Below are 25,715 nucleotides of genomic sequence, written 5' to 3' on the forward strand. Positions count from 1 at the left end.
TAACCTATGTTATAATAAGGTAAAATCAACATGAAGGACGCGGGTTATGAACGGAAATGAAACAAATAAGCTGGTGAAAGGTGCATTGCTTCTAACATTGGCAGGACTCATCAGTAAAGTATTAAGTGCAGGCTACCGGATCCCCCTACAGAATCTGACAGGGGATATTGGATTTTATGTATATCAGCAAGTATATCCGATTCTTGGAATTGTTATGATTCTATCGTTATACGGGTTTCCTTCTGCCATCTCCAAAATGACAGTGGATTTAAAGGCTTCAGGTAAAAGCCTCTCCTTTACGAGCTTTTATCTTCCGGTTTTTTTAATTTTAATTGCAATAAATGGATCTGCATTTCTCTTTTTACTATTAAATGCAGAGTCGATTGCGGGTTGGGTAGGGGATCCTAATCTAGTACATACGTATAAACTTACAGCTTTTGTTTTTCTGCTGGTACCATTTGCTGGTTTATTTAGAGGTGTGTTCCAAGGGAAATACTATATGAAGCCAACAGCCTTTTCCCAAATAGGGGAACAGTTTGTCCGTGTGTTTATGATTATATTGGCAGCATTATACATTGCCTTTGGTAATCATCCGTTATATCAAATTGGACAGGCTGCAGCGTTAGCATCCATATGTGGTGGTATCGTTGGAATTGTTATTTTGGTATTTTTCTTTATCAAAAAAAAACCTGTTTCCAGTGACAAATATGAGGTTCCCTGGAATTATTATTTAAGAACCTTACTGATTCTCGGTATTGTTGCAGCATTTAATCATATGGTATTGATTGTTATTCAATTTGCCGATGCATTTACATTGATTCAAAGCCTGAAGGAATTTGGGTTAACTCAAATGGAGGCCATGGAAGCAAAAGGTATCTTTGATCGTGGACAACCCCTCATTCAGCTTGGAACTGTTCTAGGATCATCTTTTGCATTGGCATTGATCCCATCCATTTCAAAAGAGAAGCTGGAAGTAGAACCGGTCACTTTTTACAACTATATCCGCACTGCACTGCTATTTAGTTTTTACTTAGCCGTCGGTGCGACCATTGGATTAATTGCTATTTTCCCGGAGACAAATCTTTTATTGTTCCAGGATACCAAGGGAACAATGGAATTACAAGTACTTGTGATCGCGATATTCCTCTGTTCGGTTGCCATTACCGCTTCTTCTATCCTTCAGGGTTTGGGGCATATTAAACGGACCGCTGGGTTTATTTTAATTGCCTTTTTCGTAAAATGGACGGGTAATCAATTACTCGTACCAATCTGGGGAATTATGGGGAGTGCAGTTGCAACGATCGGTAGCCTACTTGTGTTATTTATCATCGTAATGATAGAGCTGAAAAGGAAATTGCCAGGACTAGAGTTTATAAACCGGATTAATTGGTTGGCACTTATTCAAGCAAGCATCACAATGGTAGTTTATATTATATTGATTGATTGGATTGTTTCCGATGCTGTAGAGGCAACTCGAGTCTTATTATTGGTTTATGTTTTATTTATCTCAATAACGGGAGGACTCATTTTTATTATTACACTTCTAAGAGGGAGAGCTTTTACAGAGGATCAATTAGCGATGCTTCCAAAGGCGCGGGTTTTTATTTGGATTTACAAGGGAGGAAAATAAATGAGTAAAATTGAAATCATTGGACTTGGTGCTGGAGATGTAGATCAGCTTCCATTAGGTATTTATAAAAAATTAACAAATACGGAAAGCATTATCTTTACACGTACCATCGACCATCCAGTTATTAAAACATTGATTGAAGAAGGAATCCGATTTGAATCCTTTGATGCAATGTATGAAGAAGAAGAACAATTTGGAGCTGTATATAATCGCATTACAGAAACCTTACTAAAGTGTGCATTAGGCTCAGACGACACGCTTATCTATACGGTTCCAGGCCATCCGATGCTTGCTGAGAAGACGGTACAACTCTTACTAGAGCAAAATGAGGTGGAAGTAACTGTTGTTGGGGGACAAAGTTATTTGGATGATTTATTTACTTCTCTAAAGATAGATCCGATTGATGGATTCCAATTTGTTGATGGAACTGCATTTAATCGCTCTGCATTGGATTACCGCCATCATCTGATTTTTTGCCAAGTATACGATCGATTTATTGCCTCTGATGTAAAGCTAGCTTTATTAGAAGATCTTCCAGCCGATTATGAAGTTACCATTGTTGAAGCTGCAGGAAGTAAACAGGAAAAAATTACAACTATTCCATTGGAAGAACTCGATCATTCCATGGAAATCAGTAACCTAACGAGTGTGTATGTCCCGCCCGCACCACCAACAGTATTGAATCATACATTTAACCGCCTAAGGGAAGTAATGGCAACATTAAGGGGCCCGGGTGGATGTCCATGGGATCAGGAGCAGACACATGAATCACTCAGAGAATATACGATTGAAGAGGTATATGAGCTAATTGATGCAATTGATGCTGAAGATGATGACAATATGATTGAAGAACTGGGCGATATTCTAATGCATGTCATGCTACATAGTCAAATTGGTGCGGATGATGGATATTTTACAATTGACGATGTTATCCGCTCCATTACAGATAAGATGATTTTCCGCCATCCACATGTTTTTTCAAATACGAAAATCGGTTCGGTTGATGACGTCAAGAAAAACTGGGAAGAGCTAAAAAAAGAGGAAAAAGGCGATCAGCGCAAATCCGTCCTCGATGGTGTTCCAAAGCATCTCCCTTCTCTTGCTAAAGCTTTTAAAATCCAGAAAAAAGCTGCAAAAGTTGGTTTTAATTGGGAGAACGTAACAGATATCTGGGGGAAGCTTGATGAAGAAATGAAAGAAGTACAGGAAGCTATCGAAACGAAATCCAAGCATGAAATAGAAGATGAATTCGGTGATGTTCTATTTGTACTGGCTAATTTGACAAGGTATTATAAAATTAACCCGGAAATTGCATTAAACAGAGCAAACCAGAAGTTTTTATCGCGTTTTACATTTATAGAGAAGCAGTTTGAAAAAAAACGGGCAGACATCAATCAGGCGACCCTTGAAGAGATGGATGCCTACTGGAATCAAGCAAAGGAAAGGGAGTGAATCCGATGCGATTGGATAAATTTTTGAAAATATCACGGATTATTAAACGAAGAACATTAGCCAAAGAGGTAGCTGATCAAGGCAGAATAACGGTAAATGGAAATCAGGCCAAAGCTTCCACAACCCTTTCTGCAGGCGACGAGCTAATTATTCGATTTGGTCAAAAACTCGTAACAGTGAAAGTCAATGATTTAAGGGAAAATGTAAAGAAAGATGAGGCAGAAACATTATATACAATCGTCAAAGAAGAAAAGGTTGAATAGAGTTCTATACTTGTCCCTCCTATCATAAATTAATAGTGATAAGGAGGGTTTTTTTAATGAACTATTATGAGAACAAGGACACGGTAAATCGTGTGCAAACAGACCACTCTGTAAAAATGAATAACCGTAAAAACCTGGAGATCACTGGAGTAAAAGAAGTGGACAGTTTTGACAATGAGGAGTTTTTGCTGGAGACAGTTATGGGTTACCTGATAATACGTGGACAAAATCTACAATTGAAGAACCTTGACGTGACAGAGGGTATCGTTACTATAAAAGGGAAAATTTATGAGCTTTCCTATGTCGATGAACAGCAACAGGAGAAAGCTAAAGGATTCTTTAGCAAGTTATTCCGATGACACTCAGTGTCCAATTTCTAACTTTGATTGCCATGGTTTCAAGTGGCTTTTATTTGGGTATCGTACAAGAAACGTTCCGGCGCTTTACACCGTATTGGAAGAAAAGTATATTTTTAACATACCTGTTGGAAATAATTTTTTGGATAACTCAAACGGGAATCATTTTTTATGTCCTATTTCGTGTGAATGCCGGGGAACTAAGGCTCTATGTTTTCCTGGCCTGTTTTCTCGGATTTTCGATGTATCAAGTTTTTGGAAAGGCTGTATACAAACGCTTGCTGGAATCGATTATACGAATTGCGACATCTATTCTTCGGTTTTTCAGGAACTTGATTCAAGGTCTGATTATCACGCCAATTACATGGATCATTAAGTTTATTCTACGTATTATTGTATTCATCATTACATTAGTTGGTTCGATTGTCCTTTTCGCGTTAAAAGTGATTTTGACTCCATTCAGATGGATTTTAATTGGTATTTATCGATTAATGCCTAATAATTTCAAAAACATTTCACACAAATTAGCAGGATTTTATAGTACAATAAAGAATATATGTTATAAGTGGCTGAAGTATCTAAAGTTTAAAAGGAGGTAGTGGCTTTGTCGTCCGAGGAAAAAACGATTACAAGATTAGACTCGAATTATATGCAGCAGTATGATGCATACATAGAGAGACAGAAGAGGAAAAAGCAGCGGTTAATTCGACGTCTTGTGTTATTTTCTATAATCATAGCGATTGCTATTGGCAGCACTGCTGTATACCATTTTAATCAGCGTGAGCTTCAAGCGGAAAAAATAGAACAATATGAACAATTGAAAGAAGAACTAGCAACATTGGAGAAAGAGGAAGCATATCTAACGGAAGAAATTGAACTGTTGCAAGATGAGGATTATGTACTGGATATTGCCCGAACGAATTACTTCTTCTCCAAAGAAGGTGAACAAATATTCAAGATTCCTAATGAAGATCCGTCATATTGACACTTTTGAAGTGGATTAATATACTATATTAAGAGGATGTTCAAAAAGCCCGATAAAAATGACACATCGATGTTTCTAGTTAGCTTGCCTTTTCCATTCCTAGAAAGAAAAGCTACCCTCTCCAACGTGCGAGAAAATAAAAACATACGTTGAATAGAACTCCTGTACCTTCGTCTATAAGCGTATTTTGGGAAAGGAACTTCTTGGTCCTTTTTATCCTCTTCTTTGAACTCATATTGTATAAGAACTACTACATTTAATCTTTTAAGGAGGAGCATTTTTTTTATGTCAATCGAAGTAGGCAGTAAGCTGCAGGGGAAGGTAACCGGTATAGCTAATTTTGGAGCATTCGTGGAATTGGAAGCGGGTAAAACGGGTCTGGTCCATATTAGTGAGGTTGCTGATAACTATGTTAAGGATATTAACGAACACTTGAGTGTTGGTGATGAGGTAACAGTAAAAGTCATTAATGTCGAAAAAGACGGTAAAATTGGTTTATCCATTAAAAAGGCAAAGGATCGACCAGTACGTCAAAAAAGCCCGAAAGAACGGACTGAAAATTTCGAATCTAAAATGAACCGTTTTCTCAAAGACTCAGAGGATCGTTTGGCCTCTTTGAAAAAGCACACGGAATCCAAACGTGGAGGTCGAGGTGCCAAAAGAGGGTAGCAATGCTGTCTATGGACAATGCTCTAATATATATAAAGCAGGCATCGAATAGATGCCTGCTTTTTTGTGTGTAGAATTATAATGTTTGGGACTGTCGTTACTCGTCATCCCGAAAAGAATTCTTGCTTTATAGGAAACGCAGAATTGAGATAAACTACGAACTTAAGATATACTTTGGTGACCGCTCTGGGAAATACACCACGCTTTTCGCGGGCTCACCGATGCCTTTCCTCACGCAGAAGTCTCCGTGTATTTCCCAGAGCGATCCCGGACGGCGGCAAAAACACTCATCTTCTAAAGGATGGAAGGAAGTCACGCTTAAGCTACTTTGAAGTTTTTTATAGATTTTGTGTCATTTATGATGGGATGAGTGAACCGCAGTCCCAATTTTTTAGAAAACAGCAAATAAATAAAAGGTCCACCCAAGGATACAACCCCCTGAGTGGACCTTTTAATGATAGCGGCAGAGGGGATCGAACCCACGACCTCACGGGTATGAACCGTACGCTCTCGCCAGCTGAGCTACGCCGCCAAATTAAGTCAACAGAAATTATGATACAACAGAGAAAGGGTTGTGTCAATAGATTTCATCTAAAATCAGTTAAAACTCTATTTTATCATGTTTAAGGGGGAGTCATAATGCTCCTATGTACAGAGCATTATAATTCTCCTATCTAGTTTGTGATGTATTTACTTGGTGGGGTCCTTGTACTTTTTGTGTTCCCTTGCTAGTAATTTGATGATTATATTCCTCATCTTCTTCGACAGGGGCCGTCCGTTTAATAAAGATAGAAATAATAAATCCTAAAACAGCAAATAATGTCGCAACCATAAAGGAGTCGTTTATTCCTTGAATGGTTGCCATATTTTCAAGTGTTATGAGCTGCTTCTCCGTAGCTATCCCCGAAGCAGACATCGAATCATTCATATATCTTGCTGTCTGGCTAGTCATGACTGTCACTAAAAAAGCTGTACCAATGGATCCTGACATTTGGCGCAATGTGTTAGCCATTGCTGTACCATGGGAGTATAGTCTCCTTGGCAGCTGATTTAATCCGGCAGTCATGATCGGCATCATAATCATCGATATACCAACCATTCTCAAACTATAGGCAAACATCAAAAAGTAATATCCAGTTTCATTCGTAAGATTAGAAAACAAGAATGTCGTGATTGCAGTAATCCCAAGCCCTGTTAATGCTAATGGACGTGCACCAATTTTATCAAACAACTTACCTGTTACCGGAGACATAAAAGCGGATATGAGTGCTCCTGGCAATAAGAGTAAACCCGACTCAAGTGGTGAAAATCCACGGATATTTTGTAAATAGATCGGTATCAGAATCATTGCAGCGAACATTGACATGGTAACAACGACACTAATGATGGTTGTTAAGGAAAACATACTATAGTTGAACACTCGGAACTCGAGCATTGGTCTTTTAATCCTTAGTTGTCGTGTTATAAAGAAAAACATAATAACTGTGCCAATTCCTAATGGAATATATACCCCGGCACTAGTCCACCCTTTTTCACCAGCACTACTAAAGCCGTAGAGTAACCCACCAAATGCAAGAGTAGATAGGATGATTGATTTATAATCCACTTTCGGATTGGATAGTTTTGTTACATTTCGTAATAGGAAATATGCAAGAGCAATATCAATAATTGTAATTGGCAATACAATGAAAAATAAAACACGCCATGAGTAGTTTTGTACGACAATACCTGATAGTGTAGGACCAATTGCCGGTGCAAACATCATTGCAAGCCCAATATATCCCATTGCAGAGCCACGTTTCTCAATCGGAAATAAACTTAAAACGACATTCATTAATAGTGGCATCATTATTCCCGCACCAGCAGCTTGGACAATTCTCCCTGCAAGAAGGGATGGATAGGAAAATGAAATTCCGCAAAAAAGTGTACCAAGGGCGAAGAGTGACATAGCCGTGAGGAATAAATGCCTTGTCGAGAATCTTTCCATTAAAAAAGCGGTAATTGGAATTAATATTCCATTTACCAGCATGAATATGGTAGTTAATGATTGAGCAGCATTCGCTGACATACCCATATCAACAATCATCACTGGTAATGCTACGTTTAAAAGCGTTTGATTTAGAATAGCAACAAAAGCCCCTAATACCATGACAAAGATTATTGGTCCTTTAGGCACTTCCGAAGCATCTACAAAAGCAGTTCTATCTCTCAAGTTTACTCATCTCCATTTACATTCATCTTTTCTTTTACTAACTGGTGAAGCTTCAGCAGACTTTTGACATCTTCATCACTAATATCATTTAAACCGTGTAATCGTTTATAAAATAATTCATGGCCTTCCTTTTCTTTCTCATTCCCTAACACTGTCAAATTTAATACAATCGCCCTTCTATCAATTGTGGATTGTTCTCTCATAATGTAGGAAGCCTTTACTAAGCGATCAACCGTTGCACTCACTGTACTTTTATTAATCTCCATTTTCTCGGTGAGCTCCTGTAAACTCAAATTTGGCTTTTTAGAAATTAATTTAAGTATTCGCAATTGAACAAGGGTAACCCCTAACTCATTCGCATGATGCCACATCTGTTTATAAAAAAACTTATCTACTTCTCTAAAAGAGGAAATAATGCTTGTGATTTTCTCATCCTTTTCCATATCGCAACTCCTTCGTAACTAGAAAGGTTCATGCATGAACAATTCGCCTATGAACAACTATAACTATATTTTACCACTTTAGCAAGTGACTTTTTAGTAGAATAAATGCGTGTTACATGGAATTTGAACACTTTATTCGTCAGAACATCTTGGAATTCGGCAAAAGCCAGCGATTACTATATATAGCCAAGCCTCATTAAAGGCTTGGCTATATATTTATTTCTAAGAATTTGTTGAAACCTGCCTCTTATTTAGAAAGACGTCGAACGATTTATGTATTAAGCTTTGCCATTTTGACAAAAAAATAATGGGTAATGTGGTTTACTAGTTTGAAAGATAGGAGTGGGTGAAAATGATGGGTTCAATTCCAAGGGTAGAATCACAAGGTTACGGTGTGGAGAAAACCGAAAAGAAAGGAAAATTCCGCAAAGGGATCTATTTGAAGCTAAGATTAATTCTGCTGGAGAATGGGTGGCTTTTCTATATCGGGGGTTTTTTACTTGGACGGGCTGTTATTTTATCTGCGGTTTCTCCGTTTGCGGTGGCGTTTGTCGCTTCCATGTGGTTTATTCACAGAGAAAAGAGTTTTAAAGCAATGCTTGCCGTTTTGGCAGGAGCATTGAGCTACTCCATGACACATTCTATTTTTATAGGGTTGTCAATGGCGGTATTTATTTTACTTGCAGCCTTATGTAAAAAATTTAAAAATCAGCAGGTTATCATACCTCTTGTTGTATTCGCCTCGACATCACTTCCGAGAATGTTCTTGTACTCTTTACGTGATACGATCACATCGTATGAATGGATGCTACTTATTGTCGAAGGCGTATTGGGGACCGTCCTAGTTTTAATATTTATGCAGAGTATTCCACTATTATCACCTAAAAGGTACAAACCAGCATTAAAAAATGAAGAAATTGTTTGTATGATCATTCTTATCGCTTCTGTACTAACAGGAATGATTGGCTGGGAACTTTATGGTGCTTCTGCAGAACAGATTTTTTCTCGTTATTTTGTACTGCTTTTTTCTTATATTGGTGGCGCTGCCATTGGTTCAACAGTAGGGGTTGTTGCTGGATTGATTTTATCGCTTGCAAATGTGGCAAATCTTTATCAAATGAGCTTACTTGCATTTTCCGGGTTACTTGGTGGTCTTCTAAAAGAAGGAAAGAAACCGGGGACGGCTGTCGGCCTTCTTGTCGGTACCTTTTTAATTGGTATTTATGGGAACGCAGTTACGTTAATTCCTTCTCTCATTGAATCATCTATAGCAATCCTATTCTTTTTACTAACACCTGCATCTTTTATTAGTAGGATTTCCAGGTATATACCTGGTACGGAAGAGTATACCAATGAGCAAGAGCAGTACTTGCAGAAGGTTAGAAATGTGACAGCAAGAAGAGTCGAACAGTTTTCTGGAGTTTTCCATGCGTTGTCAAAGAGTTTCGCCGTATCGGAAACATTTCCAACGGACGAGCAGGAGGCGAGACGGGAAACAGACTATTTTCTTAGTCAAATTACCGAAAAGACATGCCAAAATTGCTTTATGAAGGATAGGTGCTGGCAAAAAGAGTTTGATCAGACCTATTCTTACATGGAAGAGATGAAGGGTGATATCACGGAAGGGCTGGAGCCAAATCGAAAGGTAATGCGGGAGTTTGAGAATCATTGTGTGAAATCAAGAAAAGTAGTAGAAGCGATGAAAGAAGAAATGACAACCTATGAAGCTAATCGCAAGCTGAGACAACAGGTACTGGAAAGTAAGCGTTTAGTAGCAGACCAATTGCAGGGAGTATCTGAAGTAATGGATGATTTTGCCAAGGAAATATTAAAGGAACGCCAGCATCACGACATACAGGAAAGCCAAATCATCGATGCGTTAAAGCATATGGGGATTGATTTGGAAAAGTTGGATATTTATCAATTGGAAAAAGGAAATGTGGATATTGAAATGACAGCATCTTTCTATAATTATCATGGGGAAGGGGCTAAATTAATTGCACCAGTACTTTCCGATATTCTAAGTGAAATGATTGTTGTCAAACAGGAGGAGATATCACCCTTTCCGAATGGTTACAGTCATCTTGCATTTGGTTCAGCAAAAGAATATGCAATTCAAACGGGGGCAGCAAGTGCAGCAAAAGGGGGAGGTCTCGTATCCGGAGATAGTTTTACAACCATTGAACTTGGAGCGGGTAAGTTTGCGATGGCAATTAGTGATGGCATGGGGAATGGAAAAAGGGCGAGGGAAGAGAGTATGGAGACACTTCGCTTACTGCAGCAAATACTGCAAACGGGAATCCCAGAAAATGTGGCCATTAAGTCAATCAATTCCATTCTCTCACTAAGGACGACTGATGAAATGTTTGCCACACTGGATCTGGCTGTAATTGATTTACATGATGCATCCGTCCGATTCCTGAAAATAGGCTCAACACCAAGTTTCATTAAACGTGGAGACAACATGATGAAGGTTGAGGCAAGCAATTTGCCAATGGGTATAATTCAAGAATTTGATGTAGAGATAGTAAGTGAAAATCTATATTCCGATGACTTGCTCATTATGATGAGTGATGGCATCTTTGAAGGGCCAAAACATGTAGAAAATATTGATCTCTGGTTAAAGCGGAAGATTAGGGAGATGGCAACAGATGACCCACAGGAAGTGGCAGACCTGCTGCTTGAGGAAGTAATTCGGACAAGGTCAGGTGAAATAAATGATGATATGACCGTTCTTGTTGCCAAAATTGCTAAGAACACACCGAAATGGGCGGCGGTGCCTATTTATGGTAATAAGGCATTATAAGGAGTAAGGATGCCATGTCTAGTAACGCAAGGTCTAGCGTGTACGGACATAATCAATAGACACTCCGAGCGCCAAGATCATGCGCTCTACAGTCTCTTGACTATGCCTCCGCGGCTGGCAAGCCCACTATACTTTTCTATGTCCAGCTGCGGCTCCTAGAGGCTACCGTCATAAGCAATGGACACTTAAGCGCACAAGTTCATGCGCTTTACGTCCTTTCCTTATGCGTTCGCCTCTAACCAGTCGCCTCCACTTTTCTATGTATAATCCCTATTATTTCTGGTGATGATGGTAGTGGATTAAATAGGGAGGTTGGGGCGTTGAAGAATGGGACGTTGAAACAGATATTATTGCTTACGGATGGTTGTTCGAATAAGGGGGAGGACCCTTCAGCTACTGCGGCACTTGCATATCAGCAAGGTATAACGGTGAATGTAATTGGTATACTTGATGATGATCAAACTGAAAGTCCAGATGGTTTACAAGAAGTGGAAGATATTGCTTTATCTGGTGGAGGGGTTAGTCAAATTGTTTACAGTGAATCCCTATCCCAAACCGTTCAAATGGTAACAAAACAAGCAATGACGCAAACACTACAGGGCTTTGTTAATAAAGAGTTAAGACAGATACTTGGTTCCAATCAAAGTCTTGAAAATCTAGATCCCGAAAAGCGCGGTGAAATTATGGAGGTTGTTGAGGATCTTGGTGAGACTAGTGATCTTGAAGTTCTTGTATTAGTCGATACGAGTGCAAGTATGAATCGTAAACTTCCAACTGTTAAAGAAGCCTTAATAGATCTTTCTATCAGTCTGAACTCTAGGATTGGCAGGAATCGTTTTTCTATTTACAGTTTCCCAGGAAAGCGTAAAGATATTCAAAAAGTGTTTGACTGGTCTCCGAGACTAGATACAATTTCAACTGTATTTCCTAAGCTGACGAGTGGTGGAATTACACCTACGGGACCAGCGATTCGCGAAGCAATGTATCAATTTGGTAAAAAGAGCTTATTAAGGAGCTTTAGGTATGAAGATGAATCCGGCATCGAAGAAACAGGGAATTGAACTAAGATCAGGAACAACTGTTAGAGGGAAATGGCATCAAAATAAGTATACCATCGGGCGAAAGCTTGGAGCTGGAGCAATTGGAACGGTTTATCTATGTGAACATAATGGAAAGCCTGCAGCACTTAAAATTAGTGAGAAGGGTACTTCGATGACCGTGGAAGTTAATGTATTGAAGTCATTGAAGAAGGTCCAAGGAAATCATCTTGGACCTTCTTTACTTGATGTGGATGACTGGATGAATCCTAGAGGCGAAGTTTATTCATTTTATGTTATGGAATATTTGAATGGTGAAACATTACCTCATTTTATTAAAGCTAATGATAAAGATTGGCTCGGTGTTTTTATGATCCAATTACTGGAGGACTTGGATAGATTGCATCAATCAGGTTGGATATTTGGAGATTTAAAACCGGAGAATTTAATTATCTTGTCACCACCTCCACGAATTCGCTGGGTGGATGTAGGTGGAACGACCAAAACCGGAAGAGCAATCAAGGAATATACAGAGTTTTATGATCGTGGTTATTGGGGTATGGGTACAAGACGTGCGGAGCCTAGTTATGACCTTTTTGCATTTGTAATGGTGTTTTTAAACATCTATTATCCGAATCGGTTCATTAAAAATGGAGAGCCATCTGAAAAGCTGCTATTCAAGAAAATCGATCAAGTCAAGGATCTATATCCATATCGAACTGTATTGAAAAAGGCAGTCAAGGGTACCTATGCGTCGAGCGCAAATATGAAAAGAGAACTTATAACCGTTTTAAACGTTACGAAAAAGCGACAAAACTATCACAGAACGAAGAAATTCCCGAAAACGAAACTCCAACTTGCTGAACCAGGAGGAATTGGAATTCTTGCTGTACTTTATTACCTTTTATCTCTACTTTTTTAGCGTTAACAGTTATGATGGAGATAACAAGTAAAAATGGGTATATAACTAAAAAGCGAAATAGTGTTGGAGTTGGTGATCAATGAAGAAAGAAGTCCTTACTTTTATAAAAAAAAATCAGTTATTGAGAGAAAATACAACCGTTCTTGTTGGTGTTTCGGGGGGGCCGGACTCCATGGCATTGCTGCATTTTTTATCGACCCTTCAACATGGATGGAATTTGAAGCTCATTGCTGTTTCTGTAGATCATCAATTAAGAGGGGAGGAGTCCTTAGCAGATCTTGAGTATGTTAAAGGAATTTGTGACGAATGGGGTATTCCGTTTGTCGGTACTTCAATAGATGTTGTTTCATATAAGAAAAAGAATGGTATAAGTACAGAAGTGGCAGCCAGGGAACTTAGATACGAATTTTTTAAGAAACAAATGGAAATATTCCAAGCCGATTTTTTAGCACTTGGTCATCATGGGGACGATCAAGTGGAAACAATGCTGATGAAACTTAGTCGTGCTGCATCATCCAGTTCTTTTGCGGGAATCCCGGTTCGAAGAGAGTTCGCAACAGGCAACATTATTCGTCCGTTTCTTTGTATAACGAAGGATGTGCTTGAAGCATATTGTAGGAAACATCAAATTGAAGTAAGAATTGATCCGACCAATTATGAAACGGAATACACAAGAAATTTTTTCCGTAATAAGGTTATGCCATTAATAAAAGAAAAAAATAGCAATATACATAATACTGTTCAACATTTAAGTGAAACACTTTCGGAGGATGAGCAATTTCTCAGAAAAGAAGCGGAAATAGTGGTTGGACGGATCGTAAAATTCCAAGCTGGAAACAAGTTGGCAACCTTCGATACAAAATTGCTCAAAAACCACGCCCGCGCTTTACAAAGACGAGCCTATCATCTAATATTAAACTATCTTTACAAGGACCTGCCAAAGGATTTATCCTATGTACATGAAGAACAGTTTTTTGCATTGTTGCAACGTGAAGAAGGAAATGTGCGACTTGATTTTCCATCTGCCTTAAAATTGGAAAATTCATATGGTAGAATGTCTCTTTACTTTTCTGACCAACAAACGGTTCCTAATCATTCTTATCACTATACGTTGAATATTCCTGGTAAACTTGATTTGCCGGATGGTTCTACAATTACAGCAAACTTCGTTGAAAAAAATAACATACAAGAAAATCTTTCCTATATTTTCTCTGCTGAACAGGTTACACTACCCCTACATATCAGAACGAGAGAACCAGGAGATAGAATGAGCTGGAAAGGACTTAGTGGTAGCAAAAAACTGAAAGACATATTAATAGATGCCAAAATACCATTAAGTGAAAGGGACCGTTGGCCCGTTGTTACAGATGACCAGGGAGAAATCTTGTGGCTCATCGGACTGAAAAAGGGAAAACCGAAAGCACCATGGAAACATGGAAAGACCATTCAATTATATGTTGAAAAAGGGAAAACTTAGGAGGATTTCAAATGGTACAGGACAACATGCATGGGGAGATTGACCATATATTAATTACAGAAGAAGAAATAAAAGCAAAATGTCAGGAAATTGGGAAGCAGCTAACTGAGGAATACAATGGTAAATTCCCACTTGCGATTGGCGTACTCAAGGGAGCCCTGCCGTTTTTGTCCGATGTACTTCGCTATACGGAGGTTCATTTGGAAATGGACTTCATGGATGTTTCCAGTTATGGTGGGGGGACAACATCTTCAGGAGAAGTAAAAATCGTCAAGGACCTGAACACAAAGGTTGAAGGACGGGATTTGATTATCGTTGAAGATATTATAGATAGTGGTTTGACACTTAGTTATCTGGTCGATTTATTTAAATACCGTAAAGCGAAATCCATTAAGATTGTAACCTTATTGGATAAGCCTTCTGGAAGAACAGCGGCCATTTCGGCGGATTTAATCGGCTTTCATGTACCTGATGAGTTCGTTGTTGGTTATGGGTTGGATTATGCAGAAAGATACCGTAACTTACCATACATCGGGGTATTGAAACCGGAAGTATATGGTGGCGAATAACCGTTTTTAATAAGTAACGGCTAAGAAGATAAGGAGTAATTTCCCTCTAGGGAGGCAATATCCCGACAAGGAAAAAATAAAACTCCATTTTAAGTTATATAAGTTGTATTTCAACTTTTTCGTATGATACGATATACTATAGTTTTTCCCCGCTTGGGAGGAGGTTGGCAATGAGTCAAATATTTCGTAATGTCCTATTTTGGATGCTCATTTTCTTTGTAATCATTGGCGTAATTGGAGTATTCAACGGGCAAGGTGAAGAAGCAGAAGAATATAATGTACAGCAATTTATGGATGCATTAAATAACGGTGAGATTGAAGAGTTGACATATCAACCGTCGCATGGAATTATCCGTTTTAACGGAACTTTGACGGATGGAGAAACAACTTTTATTGCACAGGTTCCCGATAATACAGAAATCATAGCAGAAATAACGGATTCAGCAACAGAACAAAGTATTTTAAATGTTGCTGAAGAAGAGCAGCCAAGTGCATGGCTAACTTTTCTTACTGGGATCGTTCCATTTTTATTAATCGGTCTTTTCTTCTTATTTATACTTAGTCAAGCTCAAGGTGGCGGCGGTGGTGGCCGTGTCATGAACTTTGGTAAAAGTAAAGCTAAACTGTATAGTGAAGAAAAACAAAAGGTGCGTTTCACAGATGTTGCAGGAGCAGATGAGGAAAAGCAAGAACTGGTCGAAGTTGTTGATTTTCTGAAGGATCCTCGCAAATTCTCGGCGGTAGGTGCACGTATTCCTAAAGGGGTACTGCTTGTAGGACCTCCGGGTACTGGTAAAACATTGCTTGCGCGTGCAGTAGCAGGTGAAGCTGGAACACCATTCTTCTCGATAAGTGGTTCAGACTTTGTGGAGATGTTTGTCGGTGTTGGTGCTTCCCGTGTACGTGATTTATTTGAAAATGCGAAGAAAAATGCCCCGTGTATTATTTTCATTGATGAAATTGATGCAGTTGGTCGACAACGTGGTGCAGGCCTCGGTGGTGGGCATGATGAACGTGAGCAAACGCTAAACCAGCTACTTGTTGAAATGGATGGATTTGGAGCAAATGAAGGAATCATTATTATAGCTGCAACAAACCGTGCAGATATTCTTGACCCTGCATTACTACGTCCAGGACGTTTTGACAGACAAATTATGGTAGACCGCCCTGATGTTAAGGGACGTGAAGCTGTACTTAATGTTCATGCTAAGAATAAACCATTTGATAGTACGGTTGACTTGAAAGTAATTGCAATGCGCACGCCAGGATTCTCTGGTGCAGATCTTGAGAACCTGCTAAATGAAGCTGCGCTTGTAGCCGCAAGAAGTGATCGTAAATCGATTAGCATGTTAGATATTGATGAAGCTACTGACCGTGTAATTGCAGGGGTCTCTAAGAAAAATAAAGTTATTTCGCCAAAAGAAAGAAACATTGTTGCCTATCATGAGAGTGGACATACTGTCATTGGCATGGTCTTAGATGATGCAGATATGGTGCATAAAGTTACCATTGTGCCACGTGGTCAAGCTGGAGGATACGCAGTTATGCTTCCAAGGGAAGATCGCTATTTCATGACAAAACCAGAACTATTTGATAAGATAACAGGTCTTTTAGGCGGACGTGTAGCGGAAGAGGTTATCTTTGGAGAAGTGAGTACGGGTGCTTCCAATGACTTCCAACGTGCTACATCGATTGCTAATAAAATGATTACCGAGTATGGTATGAGTGATAAGATTGGACCACTTCAATTCACAAGTGGTGGGGGCGGTAATGTCTTCCTGGGCCGTGATATCAATAGTGAATCAACTTATAGTGATGCCATTGCGGAAGAAATCGATAAAGAAATGCAAAACTTTATTAACTATTGTTATGATCGTGCGAAGAAAATCCTGACTGAAAACAAGGATAAACTGGAGTTAATCGCTAAAACACTTCTTGAAGTTGAAACATTGGATGCAAGACAAATTAAATCATTATTTGAAGAAGGTAAACTACCAGAACCGGTAAAACCAGAGGATGTTAAAGTAACCATTCAATCAAAAGATGATGAAGAAGCAGAATTTGTATCGTATGAAGAAGCTAAAGAAAAAACAGAAGCTAAAAAAGATAATAGTTATATCGACGATCCGATTATGGACGATAAAGATTCTGAGAGTAATTCAGAAGATAAGAACAATAAGTAATCAAAAACAAAAGCAGCCCAGTTATGTGGCTGCTTTTGTTTTGGTTCATAAAGGCTTTATGCTACTATTTCTAATGAATTCCAAAGTATGTTATATTTAAAAAATAGAAATGCTAGGAAGGTATGGTGGGACATGTTATTTGTACTTGACGTAGGGAATACAAATACAGTTCTTGGTGTATTTGAACATGATAAATTAAAGTATGAATGGCGGATTAAAACAGATCGCCATAAAACAGCAGATGAATTTGGGATGCTGATTAAATCTCTATTTGATCATAAAGATGTTACTTTTTCAGATATAGATGGAGTTATTATTTCTTCCGTTGTACCACCTATTATGTTTGCTTTGGAAAAAATGAGCAGGGATTATTTTAGTATAGAAGCAATGGTTATTGGTAAGGAAGAATTTGCCACTTATTTAAAAATGAACTATCCAAATCCTAAGGAAATTGGTGCAGATCGAATTGTTAACGCAGTTGGGGCAATATACGAACATGGGTCACCATTAATTATTATTGATTTTGGAACTGCCACGACCTATTGCTATATTAACGAAAGCGCAGAATATTCTGGTGGCATTATTACGCCAGGGATTAATATTTCAATGGATGCACTATATAGTAAGGCGTCCAAGCTACCGAAGATTGAGATACAGTCACCGGATCATGTAATAGGGAGATCGACTGTCGAAGCAATGACATCGGGTGTGTTTTATGGATATATCGGACAGGTTGATGGTCTAATTAATCGGGTAAAAGAAGAGGTAAAGACCAGTCCAACGGTTATTGCAACTGGAGGACTATCCAAGTTGATTGCTGATGAGTCGACGACGATTGATATCGTTGATCCGCATTTAACTTTAAAAGGACTTTACTTAATCCATCAGAAAGTAAATCAACAACGATAAAGTGTGTGTTCAAAAAGGAGAGAATATTAACGATGAAAGATTACCTTGTAAAAACAACAATATATAATGGATATGTACGAGCATATGCGATTACGTCAACCAATACTGTAGAAGAAGCACGGAGAAGACAAGATACTTGGGCTACCGCTTCTGCAGCACTTGGAAGAACGATTACGATAACAGCTATAATGGGAGCAATGCTTAAAGGCGAAGATTCCAATACGATTAAAATACAGGGAAATGGACCAATCGGAGCTATTATTGCGGATGCAAATGCAAAGGGACACGTACGTGGCTATGTTAACAATCCACATGTGGATTTCGAACTGAATGAAAAGGGGAAATTGGATGTAGCTCGTGCAGTAGGAACAGAAGGAAGTCTAAGTGTTATCAAAGATCTAGGTTTAAAAGATTATTTTACTGGTGAAGTACCAATCGTTTCCGGAGAGATTAGTGAGGATTTTACGTACTATTTTGCTACATCTGAACAATTGCCTTCAGCTGTTGGGGCAGGTGTATTGGTGAACCCGGATCATACGATTTTGGCTGCTGGTGGATTTATCGTTCAAGTTATGCCTGGTGCAGATGAAGAAGTGATCACGAGTCTTGAGGAACAGATTCAATCTTTCCCAGCCATCTCAGGTCTTATCCGTGAGGGAAAGACTCCTGAACAAATCTTACAGCAATTATTTGGCGAAGAAGAAGTGAAGATTCACGAAACCATGCCAATCGAGTTTCGTTGTAAATGTTCAAAAGAAAGATTGGCAAATGCAATTACCGGTCTTGGAAATGCAGAAATTCAAAGCATGATTGATGAAGATCATGGTGCAGAAGCAAATTGTCATTTCTGTAATGAAACATACCTATTCACAGAGCAAGAGCTAGAAGAACTGAAAAGCTAGAAAGGAAGTTAACAATTATGTCAAAAAAGTTATTACTTGGTATCATTGTTGTACTTCTTATCACAAATATTGCTTCCCTGATAATCTGGAATCAAGGTGAAAATGTTTCCGTTAATGGAAATGATGAAACGAAACTTAATAGCAATGAACCAGTGGCATCCATTGCAGACGAGGAAATTTCCTATCAGCAATGGATGGATGAACTCCGGACAAATCATGGTCAAAAACAGTTAAAGGCAATGATTGATAATAAAGCAGTAAAGGAATTAGCAGATGAGGGACAGGTTGAGGTTGATGAAAAGCTTGTGCAGCGAGATATTTCTTTTCTTTATACCATGCAAGGACCTATGACAGAAGAGGAAGCAACAAAGGAAGAAGAAAAATGGCGAGAAGATATTGTATATCGTTACCAACTACAACAGTTGTTAACTACAGATACTTCCATTCCTGAGGGAGAACTACAAAATTACTACAATGAGTACGGTGATCAATATAATTTTTCATCATCTTTACAGCTTTCCCATATTCTTGTCGATGACTTTAAGACAGCAGAAAAGGTTTACGCTGAGTTAGATCAGGGGGCTTCTTTTGAATTACTTGCAAGAGAGTACTCTACCGATAAGGAAACAAAGAATGATGGTGGATATTTAGGATCGATTTATACATCAAGTCAATTCCTCCCAAGTAGTTATGAGGAAGAAGCAACTAAGATGGACGAACATAATTATAGTGAACCTTTTCAGGCTGAAAGTGGTGTAGCTATCCTATATCTGCACAAAAAGCTGCCAGCTATTGAATTTACATATGAAGAAATTAAACCATATATGGAAAGTGAATTGGCATTACAGGAACTTGGACAAACATTGAATGCAGATTCCTTATGGGAAAAGTTAGATGTTGAGTGGATATATGAGTAATTACCCAGTATTTTCAGATTTTTTTATTGACATTTTTGCAAAAAAGCCGTACATTATAATAAATCATATAAATTTACTCAGGATTGGGAGGAGTTAACATGAAAGTAGCAAATAATATTACTGAATTAATTGGTGGAACTCCAATTGTTAAACTGAATAACCTGACAGACGCTGAAAGTGCAGATGTATATGTAAAACTTGAATTTATGAATCCGGCAAGTTCTGTTAAGGATCGGATTGCGGCTGCCATGATTGAAGCAGCAGAAAAGGAAGGCGGCTTAAGTGAAGGTGACACCATTATTGAGCCAACCAGTGGAAATACAGGTATTGGTCTAGCAATGGTTGCGGCTGCCAAAGGATACAAAGCTGTTTTGGTTATGCCTGATACGATGAGTCAGGAACGTCGTAATCTATTGCGTGCATATGGAGCTGAACTTGTATTAACACCTGGAGCTGATGGGATGAAGGGTGCAATTGCAAAAGCAGAGGAATTGAAAAATGAGAACGGCTATTTTATGCCGCAACAATTCAATAATCCTGCAAATCCTAAAATTCATGAGCTTACGACAGGTAAGGAAATTGTTGAGCAAATGAGTGACGGTTTAGACGCCTTCGTATCTGGAATCGGAACGGGTGGTACAATAACTGGTGCTGGTAAAGTCCTTAAGGAAAATTTTAAAGACGTCAAAATATATGCAGTAGAGCCTACAGCTTCTGCCATTTTATCCGGTAAATCACCTGGGCCACATAAAATTCAAGGAATTGGCGCTGGTTTTACACCTAAAGTACTAGACACGGAAATCTATGATGAAGTGTTAACAGTAGAAAACGAAGAGTCATTTGAAGCATCACGTAAAGTTGCTACAACAAATGGTATTCTTGGAGGGATTTCCTCTGGTGCTGCCATAGCCGCTGCTTTAAAGGTTGCTAAACAGTTAGGAAAAGGTAAAAAAGTACTTGCAATCTTACCGGATAATGGGGAAAGATATTTGTCCACGGCGCTATATCAATTTGAAGAAAACTAATCAAATTAATTAGAGGGAAAGGATTGGCATAAACCTGCTGGTCCTTTTTTTCTTGTTTTAGATACGGTACGATAGAGAAGAATACATACTGTGGATGCATCACACACTATAAATAATGAAGGTAGGTTTTATAGTAATGATTTTAAAAACAAAGACAAGGACATATGATTTATCGGAAAGAACACTTATTATGGGGATTTTAAATGTGACACCAGATTCTTTTTCTGACGGGGGGGACTATATAACAATTGAAAAGGCAATTGAGCAAGCCCTTCTAATGGAAAAGCAAGGTGCAGACATCATTGACATTGGTGGAGAATCAACTCGTCCAGGACATGATCCGGTTTCAATAGAAGAGGAAATTAAACGAGTTGTCCCAGTTATCCGAGCGTTAAAGGAAAAAATTAATATACCCATCTCTATTGATACATACAAGGCAGAAACAGCTAAAGAGGCTGTTAAAGCAGGCGCAGATATCATCAATGATATTTGGGGTGCGAAAAAGGAACCAGAAATAGCCAAAGTAGCAGCAGATTACCAAGTTCCAATTATTTTAATGCATAACCGGACAGATGAAAATTATATCTCTATCATCGATGATATGAGAAGGGATCTCGAGGAAAGCATTCAAATTGCGGTCGATGCAGGTGTACTAAAGGAAAGTATCATTCTAGATCCTGGTGTCGGTTTTGCAAAGTCTGCAAAAGATAATCTTGTTGTAATGAATAATCTAGAACAATTGGTTGCAATGAATTTCCCATTCCTTTTAGCGACATCCCGAAAGCGATTTATTGGTAGTGTGCTTGATCTACCTGCTGGAGAACGAGATATTGGTACTGTTGCAACGACAGCTCTTGGCATTGTTAAGGGTGCACATATTGTACGAGTACATGATGTAAAGGGGAATGCAGAGGTTGCCAAAATGATGGATGCCATGCTTGCCGAAGGAGGGAACAACATTGGATAAAATTTTACTGAACAATATGCAGTTTTATGGATTTCATGGTTTATTGCCAGAGGAAAATAAGCTTGGACAGCGATTCAATGTTGACTTAGAACTTCATCTAGACTTGAGAAAGCCTGGTCGGACAGACAATATGTATGATTCTATCCACTATGGTCATGTCTATAACGCTGTAAAGGAAGTAGTGGAAGGGGAAGCGAAAAATCTTATTGAAGCAGTTGCAGAAGGAGTCGCAGATAAGCTGCTCGTTACTTTTGATTTGTTGGAGGCATGCAGGGTGAAGGTCATTAAACCTGATCCGCCGATACCTGGACATTATCAGTCTGTAGCAGTAGAAATCTATCGGGAGAAGAAAGAATGAATATAGCATACGTAGCATTAGGGACGAATATTGAACCAAGAAAAGAACATCTCTGGGAAGCCTTGCAAAACATTGCGGAAAGTGAGTCTATTTCAATAAAAAAACAATCATCAATTTACGAAACAGCTCCCGTTGGTTATACCGATCAGGCTGATTTTTTAAATATGGTCATCGAAGTGGAGACAACCCTTCCCCCTATGGAACTACTGGGATTTTGCCAATCAGTGGAGTTACAGCTAGGCCGTAAAAGGAATATTCGCTTCGGACCCAGAACAATAGATCTTGACATTTTGACATATAATCAAGAAAATAGTACAGTAGAACGATTGATAATACCACATCCGAGAATGCATGAGCGTGCGTTTGTGCTTGTTCCGTTGCAGGAAATCGTACCAGATATGATACTGCCTGTCTGGAACCGACCAATCACGGATTTTATTAAAGATCTTCCTGATACAGACATAAAGGATGTAAGATTATGGACAAAAAACGAATTGGGAGAAGAGTAAAGGCATTTCGCAAACTTAAAGGATTTACACAAATAGATTTTGCAAAGGAAATAGATGTATCTGTTGCGCAGCTCGGAAATATAGAACGGGGAACAAAGCTAGCATCTGATGAATTGCTAGATCAAATTGCTGGGAAGCTATCCATACCAAGGGACGAGCTTACATTGGAAAAGTCCGGTTCAGAGACAAAAGAATAAAATAACTGTGAGAACATCAAGATGAATTAGATTGGGGATATTACAATTCTTAATCGTGTGGCACTAGCACCGATGGCAGGTGTGAGTAATTATGCCTTCCAAACCCATCTCCAAGGTAAAAGATTGATGTTTGCAGCCTACATATGTAACGCCTTGTTAAAATTAAAGGTGAAATGTTGCTATCATGGAAATACGCAAACATGCATCATGGTTCCTAAAAGGGATAAAAGGCAACGACAGTGTAAGAAAAATTATTAATGCGGCAGAAACTCGCGAGCAATTATTGGATATTTTATATACCTTTGCAGACAAAATTGATGCGGAGCAGGTTTCCTAATCATTTATTTATTAAAGTTGGGAGTCTGCCGTTTTTTTATGGCAGGTTTTTCTGCTTACATATACTGTGTGTTCGAAAAGGAGAATAAAAAGGACCAAGGTCGGCTAAGTTCGCAACGTCCTGTGCGTCCGAAGTTCGAGGCGGCGAGCCTAGTTCAGCAAATTTGCTTGTAGGCGGAGGTACAGGACTCTATTCAACGCTATTCAACGTAGGTTATCAATACGTGAGTAACGGAAAAGCAGCATACGTGCGAAATTCGAAGTGTCATTTTTACCGGACTTCTTAACAATCATATATAGGAGAAATCAAGGGAATAGACGTGAAAGAATAGGCGTTTTACTATATACTTACTATTATTAATGACTGGAGTGATATAAGTGTCAGAAGAATTAAATGAACAGATGCGCGTACGTCGCGACAAACTAAGCGAATACCAGGAAAAAGGACTCGATCCTTTCGGCGGAAAGTATACAAGAACACATTTATCAAACGAACTTATAGAAAAATATGATCGATATTCCAAAGAAGAATTGGAAGCATTGACTGATAAAGTTACGATTGCTGGCCGTTTGATGACAAAACGTGGCAAAGGAAAAGCCGGCTTTGCACATCTTCAGGATCTGAGTGGGCAAATTCAATTGTATGTGCGTAAGGATGCAATTGGTGACGATGCCTATGAAGTATTTAATTCTGCTGATTTAGGTGATATTGTTGGTGTGACGGGATTAATGTTCAAAACGAAAGTAGGGGAGCTTTCTGTAAAAGCTACAGAATTCCACTTGCTAACCAAATCACTTCGACCATTGCCTGAAAAATATCATGGATTAAAAGATATCGAGCAGCGTTATCGTCAGCGTTACTTGGACCTAATTACTAATATGGACAGCAGGGAAACGTTTGTATTGCGCAGTAAAATTATTCAATCCATGCGAGAGTATTTAAATGGACAAGGTTTCTTAGAGGTTGAGACTCCAATGATGCACAGTATTCCAGGTGGAGCCTCAGCGCGTCCATTTATTACTCATCACAATGCACTAGATATCGAGTTATATATGCGTATAGCAATTGAACTGCATTTAAAACGCCTTATTGTTGGTGGACTGGAAAAGGTATATGAAATCGGCCGTGTTTTCCGTAATGAAGGTGTATCGACAAGACATAATCCGGAATTTACGATGATTGAACTATACGAGGCATATGCAGACTATCATGATGTTATGGCACTAACGGAAAATCTGGTGGCACACATTGCAAAAGAAGTACTTGGATCGACAACAGTTACTTATGGTGACTATGAAATTGATTTAGAACCAGAATGGACAAGACTTCATATGGTAGATGCAGTAAAAGAGAAAACAGGTGTGGACTTCTGGAAGCAAATGTCAGATGAGGACGCACGTGCTTTAGCTAAAGAACATGGTATAGAAATAAGAGAAACAATGTCATTTGGTCATGTCGTCAATGAATTCTTTGAGCAGAAGGTAGAAGAAACATTAATACAGCCGACGTTTATCTATGGCCACCCTGTGGAGATTTCCCCGCTGGCTAAGAAAAATAAAGAAGATGATCGATTTACAGATCGCTTTGAATTATTCATTGTAGGAAGAGAACATGCCAATGCATTTAGTGAATTGAATGACCCAATTGATCAACGGGAGCGTTTTGAAGCACAAGTTAAGGAGAGAGATGCTGGAAACGACGAAGCTCATTTGATGGATGAAGACTTCTTGGAAGCGATCGAATATGGTATGCCTCCAACTGGTGGACTAGGAATTGGTATTGACCGTCTTGTCATGTTATTGACAAACGCACCATCGATTCGTGATGTCCTTCTATTCCCGCAAATGCGTAAAAAATAATAATTAGTCTCTATTATGGATAAAGTGTTATATCCTTAATAGGGACTTTTTTTACCTGCATATAAAAAGCGGTAAAATCATCCGCTTTGAGCTTAATAAAGACTGAATTGACCGCATTATGAGTGGCGGGAATCAAGTGATACCTTTATTGTAGGACTAATTACCAATAGAGGATGGAGAAAATCCTACTCAACAGATGAAAGTTTCGTGTTAATACAGGTTTATAAGATAGGGAAAAGGGAAAGTATAATCATACAGAAACTGGTGATACTTCTATAAGGATTATAGCCGAAGGATAGGTTGAAAATACTGCAGAAATAGATGGAATAATACAAATACTATCTTTCGTATATTTCTTTGTAAATTCCTCTTGATTTAGTTTTAGAAACATGGTAAATTAATAAACGTTGCTTTAAGGAAACAAACAAACAAGCATAACTCGAAACAAACTACTCAAAAGTAACTTTAAAAAAGTGTTGACACAAACAACATAACATGGTATATTAATAAAGTCGCCAATTTGAACAGCGACTTACAAATTTGCTCTTTGAAAACTGAACAAAACAACCAGTATGTCAAGAAAAGAAAACATGTTTTTCTTTTTAAACAACTCATTAAGTTTCACTTATTGAGTATGCAACAAGCTAAGAACACAAATGGAATTAACTGATGTTGATTCTATTCAAACACTTTTATGGAGAGTTTGATCTTGGCTCAGGACGAACGCTGGC

Annotated in this window: 25 protein-coding genes and 1 tRNA gene; 23 read left to right on the forward strand and 3 right to left on the reverse strand. The window is 38.6% G+C overall.

What is annotated here, in order from left to right; genetic code table 11:
- The first annotated feature begins 46 nt into the window (after window positions 1-46).
- From BV906_RS12910 to BV906_RS12940, 7 genes are all read left to right on the forward strand, one after another.
- Window positions 47-1,630 (forward strand): putative polysaccharide biosynthesis protein, encoded by a 1,584-nt coding sequence (locus tag BV906_RS12910; protein ID WP_087974038.1) that lies wholly within the window; start codon window positions 47-49, stop codon window positions 1,628-1,630.
- Window positions 1,631-3,082: a bifunctional methyltransferase/pyrophosphohydrolase YabN gene (yabN, locus tag BV906_RS12915; protein ID WP_087974039.1), complete on the forward strand. Its 1,452-nt coding sequence runs from the start codon at window positions 1,631-1,633 to the stop codon at window positions 3,080-3,082.
- 5 nt (window positions 3,083-3,087) lie between these two features.
- Window positions 3,088-3,345: an RNA-binding S4 domain-containing protein gene (locus BV906_RS12920; RefSeq protein WP_087974040.1), complete on the forward strand. Its 258-nt coding sequence runs from the start codon at window positions 3,088-3,090 to the stop codon at window positions 3,343-3,345.
- A 56-nt stretch (window positions 3,346-3,401) separates the two neighbouring features.
- Window positions 3,402-3,704, forward strand: coding sequence for a sporulation protein YabP (gene yabP / locus BV906_RS12925; RefSeq protein WP_087974041.1), 303 nt, complete (start codon window positions 3,402-3,404; stop codon window positions 3,702-3,704).
- Entirely contained in the window at window positions 3,701-4,300 is a 600-nt protein-coding gene (gene yabQ / locus BV906_RS12930) for a spore cortex biosynthesis protein YabQ (RefSeq protein ID WP_087974042.1), read from the forward strand. Before yabP ends, yabQ begins: the two co-directional genes overlap by 4 nt.
- Before the next feature lie 5 nt (window positions 4,301-4,305).
- Window positions 4,306-4,686: an FtsB family cell division protein gene (locus BV906_RS12935; RefSeq protein ID WP_087974043.1), complete on the forward strand. Its 381-nt coding sequence runs from the start codon at window positions 4,306-4,308 to the stop codon at window positions 4,684-4,686.
- Window positions 4,687-4,971: 285 nt separating this feature from the next.
- On the forward strand, window positions 4,972-5,355 hold the full coding sequence (locus BV906_RS12940; protein WP_087974044.1) for a S1 domain-containing RNA-binding protein: 384 nt from the start codon (window positions 4,972-4,974) through the stop codon (window positions 5,353-5,355).
- A 458-nt stretch (window positions 5,356-5,813) separates the two neighbouring features.
- Here BV906_RS12940 and BV906_RS12945 read toward each other — a convergent pair.
- From BV906_RS12945 to BV906_RS12955, 3 genes are all read right to left on the reverse strand, one after another.
- Window positions 5,814-5,887, reverse strand: a tRNA-Met gene (locus BV906_RS12945).
- Window positions 5,888-6,025: 138 nt separating this feature from the next.
- Entirely contained in the window at window positions 6,026-7,567 is a 1,542-nt protein-coding gene (locus BV906_RS12950) for a DHA2 family efflux MFS transporter permease subunit (protein ID WP_087974045.1), read from the reverse strand.
- A 2-nt stretch (window positions 7,568-7,569) separates the two neighbouring features.
- On the reverse strand, window positions 7,570-8,010 hold the full coding sequence (locus BV906_RS12955; protein ID WP_087974046.1) for a MarR family winged helix-turn-helix transcriptional regulator: 441 nt from the start codon (window positions 8,008-8,010) through the stop codon (window positions 7,570-7,572).
- A gap of 352 nt (window positions 8,011-8,362) precedes the next feature.
- On the opposite strand from BV906_RS12955, the gene spoIIE reads away from it, so the two are divergent.
- The 16 genes from spoIIE to lysS all read left to right on the forward strand — a co-directional run bounded on the left by spoIIE (window position 8,363) and on the right by lysS (window position 24,984).
- On the forward strand, window positions 8,363-10,816 hold the full coding sequence (gene spoIIE, locus BV906_RS12960; RefSeq protein WP_087974047.1) for a stage II sporulation protein E: 2,454 nt from the start codon (window positions 8,363-8,365) through the stop codon (window positions 10,814-10,816).
- A 320-nt stretch (window positions 10,817-11,136) separates the two neighbouring features.
- On the forward strand, window positions 11,137-11,877 hold the full coding sequence (locus BV906_RS12965) for a VWA domain-containing protein (protein ID WP_087974048.1): 741 nt from the start codon (window positions 11,137-11,139) through the stop codon (window positions 11,875-11,877).
- Window positions 11,840-12,775, forward strand: coding sequence for a protein kinase domain-containing protein (locus tag BV906_RS12970; RefSeq protein WP_087974049.1), 936 nt, complete (start codon window positions 11,840-11,842; stop codon window positions 12,773-12,775). Before BV906_RS12965 ends, BV906_RS12970 begins: the two co-directional genes overlap by 38 nt.
- 79 nt (window positions 12,776-12,854) lie before the next feature.
- Window positions 12,855-14,252: a tRNA lysidine(34) synthetase TilS gene (gene tilS, locus BV906_RS12975; RefSeq protein WP_087974050.1), complete on the forward strand. Its 1,398-nt coding sequence runs from the start codon at window positions 12,855-12,857 to the stop codon at window positions 14,250-14,252.
- 26 nt (window positions 14,253-14,278) lie between these two features.
- On the forward strand, window positions 14,279-14,821 hold the full coding sequence (gene hpt, locus BV906_RS12980) for a hypoxanthine phosphoribosyltransferase (protein WP_087974088.1): 543 nt from the start codon (window positions 14,279-14,281) through the stop codon (window positions 14,819-14,821).
- 170 nt (window positions 14,822-14,991) lie between these two features.
- On the forward strand, window positions 14,992-17,004 hold the full coding sequence (gene ftsH / locus BV906_RS12985; RefSeq protein WP_087974051.1) for an ATP-dependent zinc metalloprotease FtsH: 2,013 nt from the start codon (window positions 14,992-14,994) through the stop codon (window positions 17,002-17,004).
- A gap of 132 nt (window positions 17,005-17,136) precedes the next feature.
- Window positions 17,137-17,913, forward strand: a complete 777-nt coding sequence (locus BV906_RS12990) for a type III pantothenate kinase (protein WP_087974052.1) — start codon at window positions 17,137-17,139, stop codon at window positions 17,911-17,913.
- A gap of 32 nt (window positions 17,914-17,945) precedes the next feature.
- Window positions 17,946-18,815, forward strand: coding sequence for an Hsp33 family molecular chaperone HslO (hslO, locus tag BV906_RS12995; RefSeq protein ID WP_087974053.1), 870 nt, complete (start codon window positions 17,946-17,948; stop codon window positions 18,813-18,815).
- A gap of 17 nt (window positions 18,816-18,832) precedes the next feature.
- Window positions 18,833-19,732 (forward strand): peptidylprolyl isomerase, encoded by a 900-nt coding sequence (locus BV906_RS13000; RefSeq protein WP_087974054.1) that lies wholly within the window; start codon window positions 18,833-18,835, stop codon window positions 19,730-19,732.
- A gap of 98 nt (window positions 19,733-19,830) precedes the next feature.
- On the forward strand, window positions 19,831-20,757 hold the full coding sequence (gene cysK / locus BV906_RS13005) for a cysteine synthase A (protein ID WP_087974055.1): 927 nt from the start codon (window positions 19,831-19,833) through the stop codon (window positions 20,755-20,757).
- A 136-nt stretch (window positions 20,758-20,893) separates the two neighbouring features.
- On the forward strand, window positions 20,894-21,724 hold the full coding sequence (gene folP / locus BV906_RS13010) for a dihydropteroate synthase (RefSeq protein ID WP_087974056.1): 831 nt from the start codon (window positions 20,894-20,896) through the stop codon (window positions 21,722-21,724).
- Window positions 21,717-22,082, forward strand: a complete 366-nt coding sequence (folB, locus tag BV906_RS13015; RefSeq protein ID WP_087974057.1) for a dihydroneopterin aldolase — start codon at window positions 21,717-21,719, stop codon at window positions 22,080-22,082. Before folP ends, folB begins: the two co-directional genes overlap by 8 nt.
- Window positions 22,079-22,591: a 2-amino-4-hydroxy-6-hydroxymethyldihydropteridine diphosphokinase gene (folK, locus tag BV906_RS13020; RefSeq protein ID WP_087974058.1), complete on the forward strand. Its 513-nt coding sequence runs from the start codon at window positions 22,079-22,081 to the stop codon at window positions 22,589-22,591. The genes folB and folK overlap by 4 nt, the downstream gene beginning before the upstream one ends.
- A complete protein-coding gene (locus BV906_RS13025) occupies window positions 22,561-22,788 on the forward strand; it encodes a helix-turn-helix domain-containing protein (protein WP_087974059.1) in 228 nt (75 codons plus the stop codon). The genes folK and BV906_RS13025 overlap by 31 nt, the downstream gene beginning before the upstream one ends.
- 184 nt (window positions 22,789-22,972) lie before the next feature.
- Entirely contained in the window at window positions 22,973-23,125 is a 153-nt protein-coding gene (locus tag BV906_RS19510) for a hypothetical protein (protein ID WP_176330342.1), read from the forward strand.
- 377 nt (window positions 23,126-23,502) lie between these two features.
- Window positions 23,503-24,984 carry a lysine--tRNA ligase gene (gene lysS, locus BV906_RS13030; protein WP_087974060.1) on the forward strand — a complete coding sequence of 494 codons (1,482 nt, stop codon included), beginning with the start codon at window positions 23,503-23,505 and terminating at the stop codon, window positions 24,982-24,984.
- Window positions 24,985-25,715 lie beyond the last annotated feature (731 nt).

This window comes from Oceanobacillus rekensis, from assembly GCF_002153375.1.
GTDB lineage: Bacteria > Bacillota > Bacilli > Bacillales > Amphibacillaceae > Oceanobacillus > Oceanobacillus rekensis.

Bases quoted from the DNA above. Each gene is read 5' to 3' on its own strand.
- BV906_RS12920 (WP_087974040.1), top strand. From the start codon at position 3,088: ATGCGATTGGATAAATTTTTGAAAATATCACGGATTATTAAACGAAGA.
- hslO (WP_087974053.1), top strand. From the start codon at position 17,946: ATGAAAGATTACCTTGTAAAAACAACAATATATAATGGATATGTACGA.
- folK (WP_087974058.1), top strand. From the start codon at position 22,079: ATGAATATAGCATACGTAGCATTAGGGACGAATATTGAACCAAGAAAA.
- hpt (WP_087974088.1), top strand. From the start codon at position 14,279: ATGCATGGGGAGATTGACCATATATTAATTACAGAAGAAGAAATAAAA.
- BV906_RS13025 (WP_087974059.1), top strand. From the start codon at position 22,561: ATGGACAAAAAACGAATTGGGAGAAGAGTAAAGGCATTTCGCAAACTT.
- tilS (WP_087974050.1), top strand. From the start codon at position 12,855: ATGAAGAAAGAAGTCCTTACTTTTATAAAAAAAAATCAGTTATTGAGA.
- yabN (WP_087974039.1), top strand. From the start codon at position 1,631: ATGAGTAAAATTGAAATCATTGGACTTGGTGCTGGAGATGTAGATCAG.
- BV906_RS12910 (WP_087974038.1), top strand. From the start codon at position 47: ATGAACGGAAATGAAACAAATAAGCTGGTGAAAGGTGCATTGCTTCTA.
- ftsH (WP_087974051.1), top strand. From the start codon at position 14,992: ATGAGTCAAATATTTCGTAATGTCCTATTTTGGATGCTCATTTTCTTT.
- cysK (WP_087974055.1), top strand. From the start codon at position 19,831: ATGAAAGTAGCAAATAATATTACTGAATTAATTGGTGGAACTCCAATT.
- folP (WP_087974056.1), top strand. From the start codon at position 20,894: ATGATTTTAAAAACAAAGACAAGGACATATGATTTATCGGAAAGAACA.
- spoIIE (WP_087974047.1), top strand. From the start codon at position 8,363: ATGATGGGTTCAATTCCAAGGGTAGAATCACAAGGTTACGGTGTGGAG.
- yabP (WP_087974041.1), top strand. From the start codon at position 3,402: ATGAACTATTATGAGAACAAGGACACGGTAAATCGTGTGCAAACAGAC.
- BV906_RS13000 (WP_087974054.1), top strand. From the start codon at position 18,833: ATGTCAAAAAAGTTATTACTTGGTATCATTGTTGTACTTCTTATCACA.
- yabQ (WP_087974042.1), top strand. From the start codon at position 3,701: ATGACACTCAGTGTCCAATTTCTAACTTTGATTGCCATGGTTTCAAGT.
- BV906_RS12990 (WP_087974052.1), top strand. From the start codon at position 17,137: ATGTTATTTGTACTTGACGTAGGGAATACAAATACAGTTCTTGGTGTA.
- BV906_RS12940 (WP_087974044.1), top strand. From the start codon at position 4,972: ATGTCAATCGAAGTAGGCAGTAAGCTGCAGGGGAAGGTAACCGGTATA.
- BV906_RS12955 (WP_087974046.1), bottom strand. From the start codon at position 8,010: ATGGAAAAGGATGAGAAAATCACAAGCATTATTTCCTCTTTTAGAGAA.
- BV906_RS19510 (WP_176330342.1), top strand. From the start codon at position 22,973: ATGGAAATACGCAAACATGCATCATGGTTCCTAAAAGGGATAAAAGGC.
- BV906_RS12970 (WP_087974049.1), top strand. From the start codon at position 11,840: ATGAAGATGAATCCGGCATCGAAGAAACAGGGAATTGAACTAAGATCA.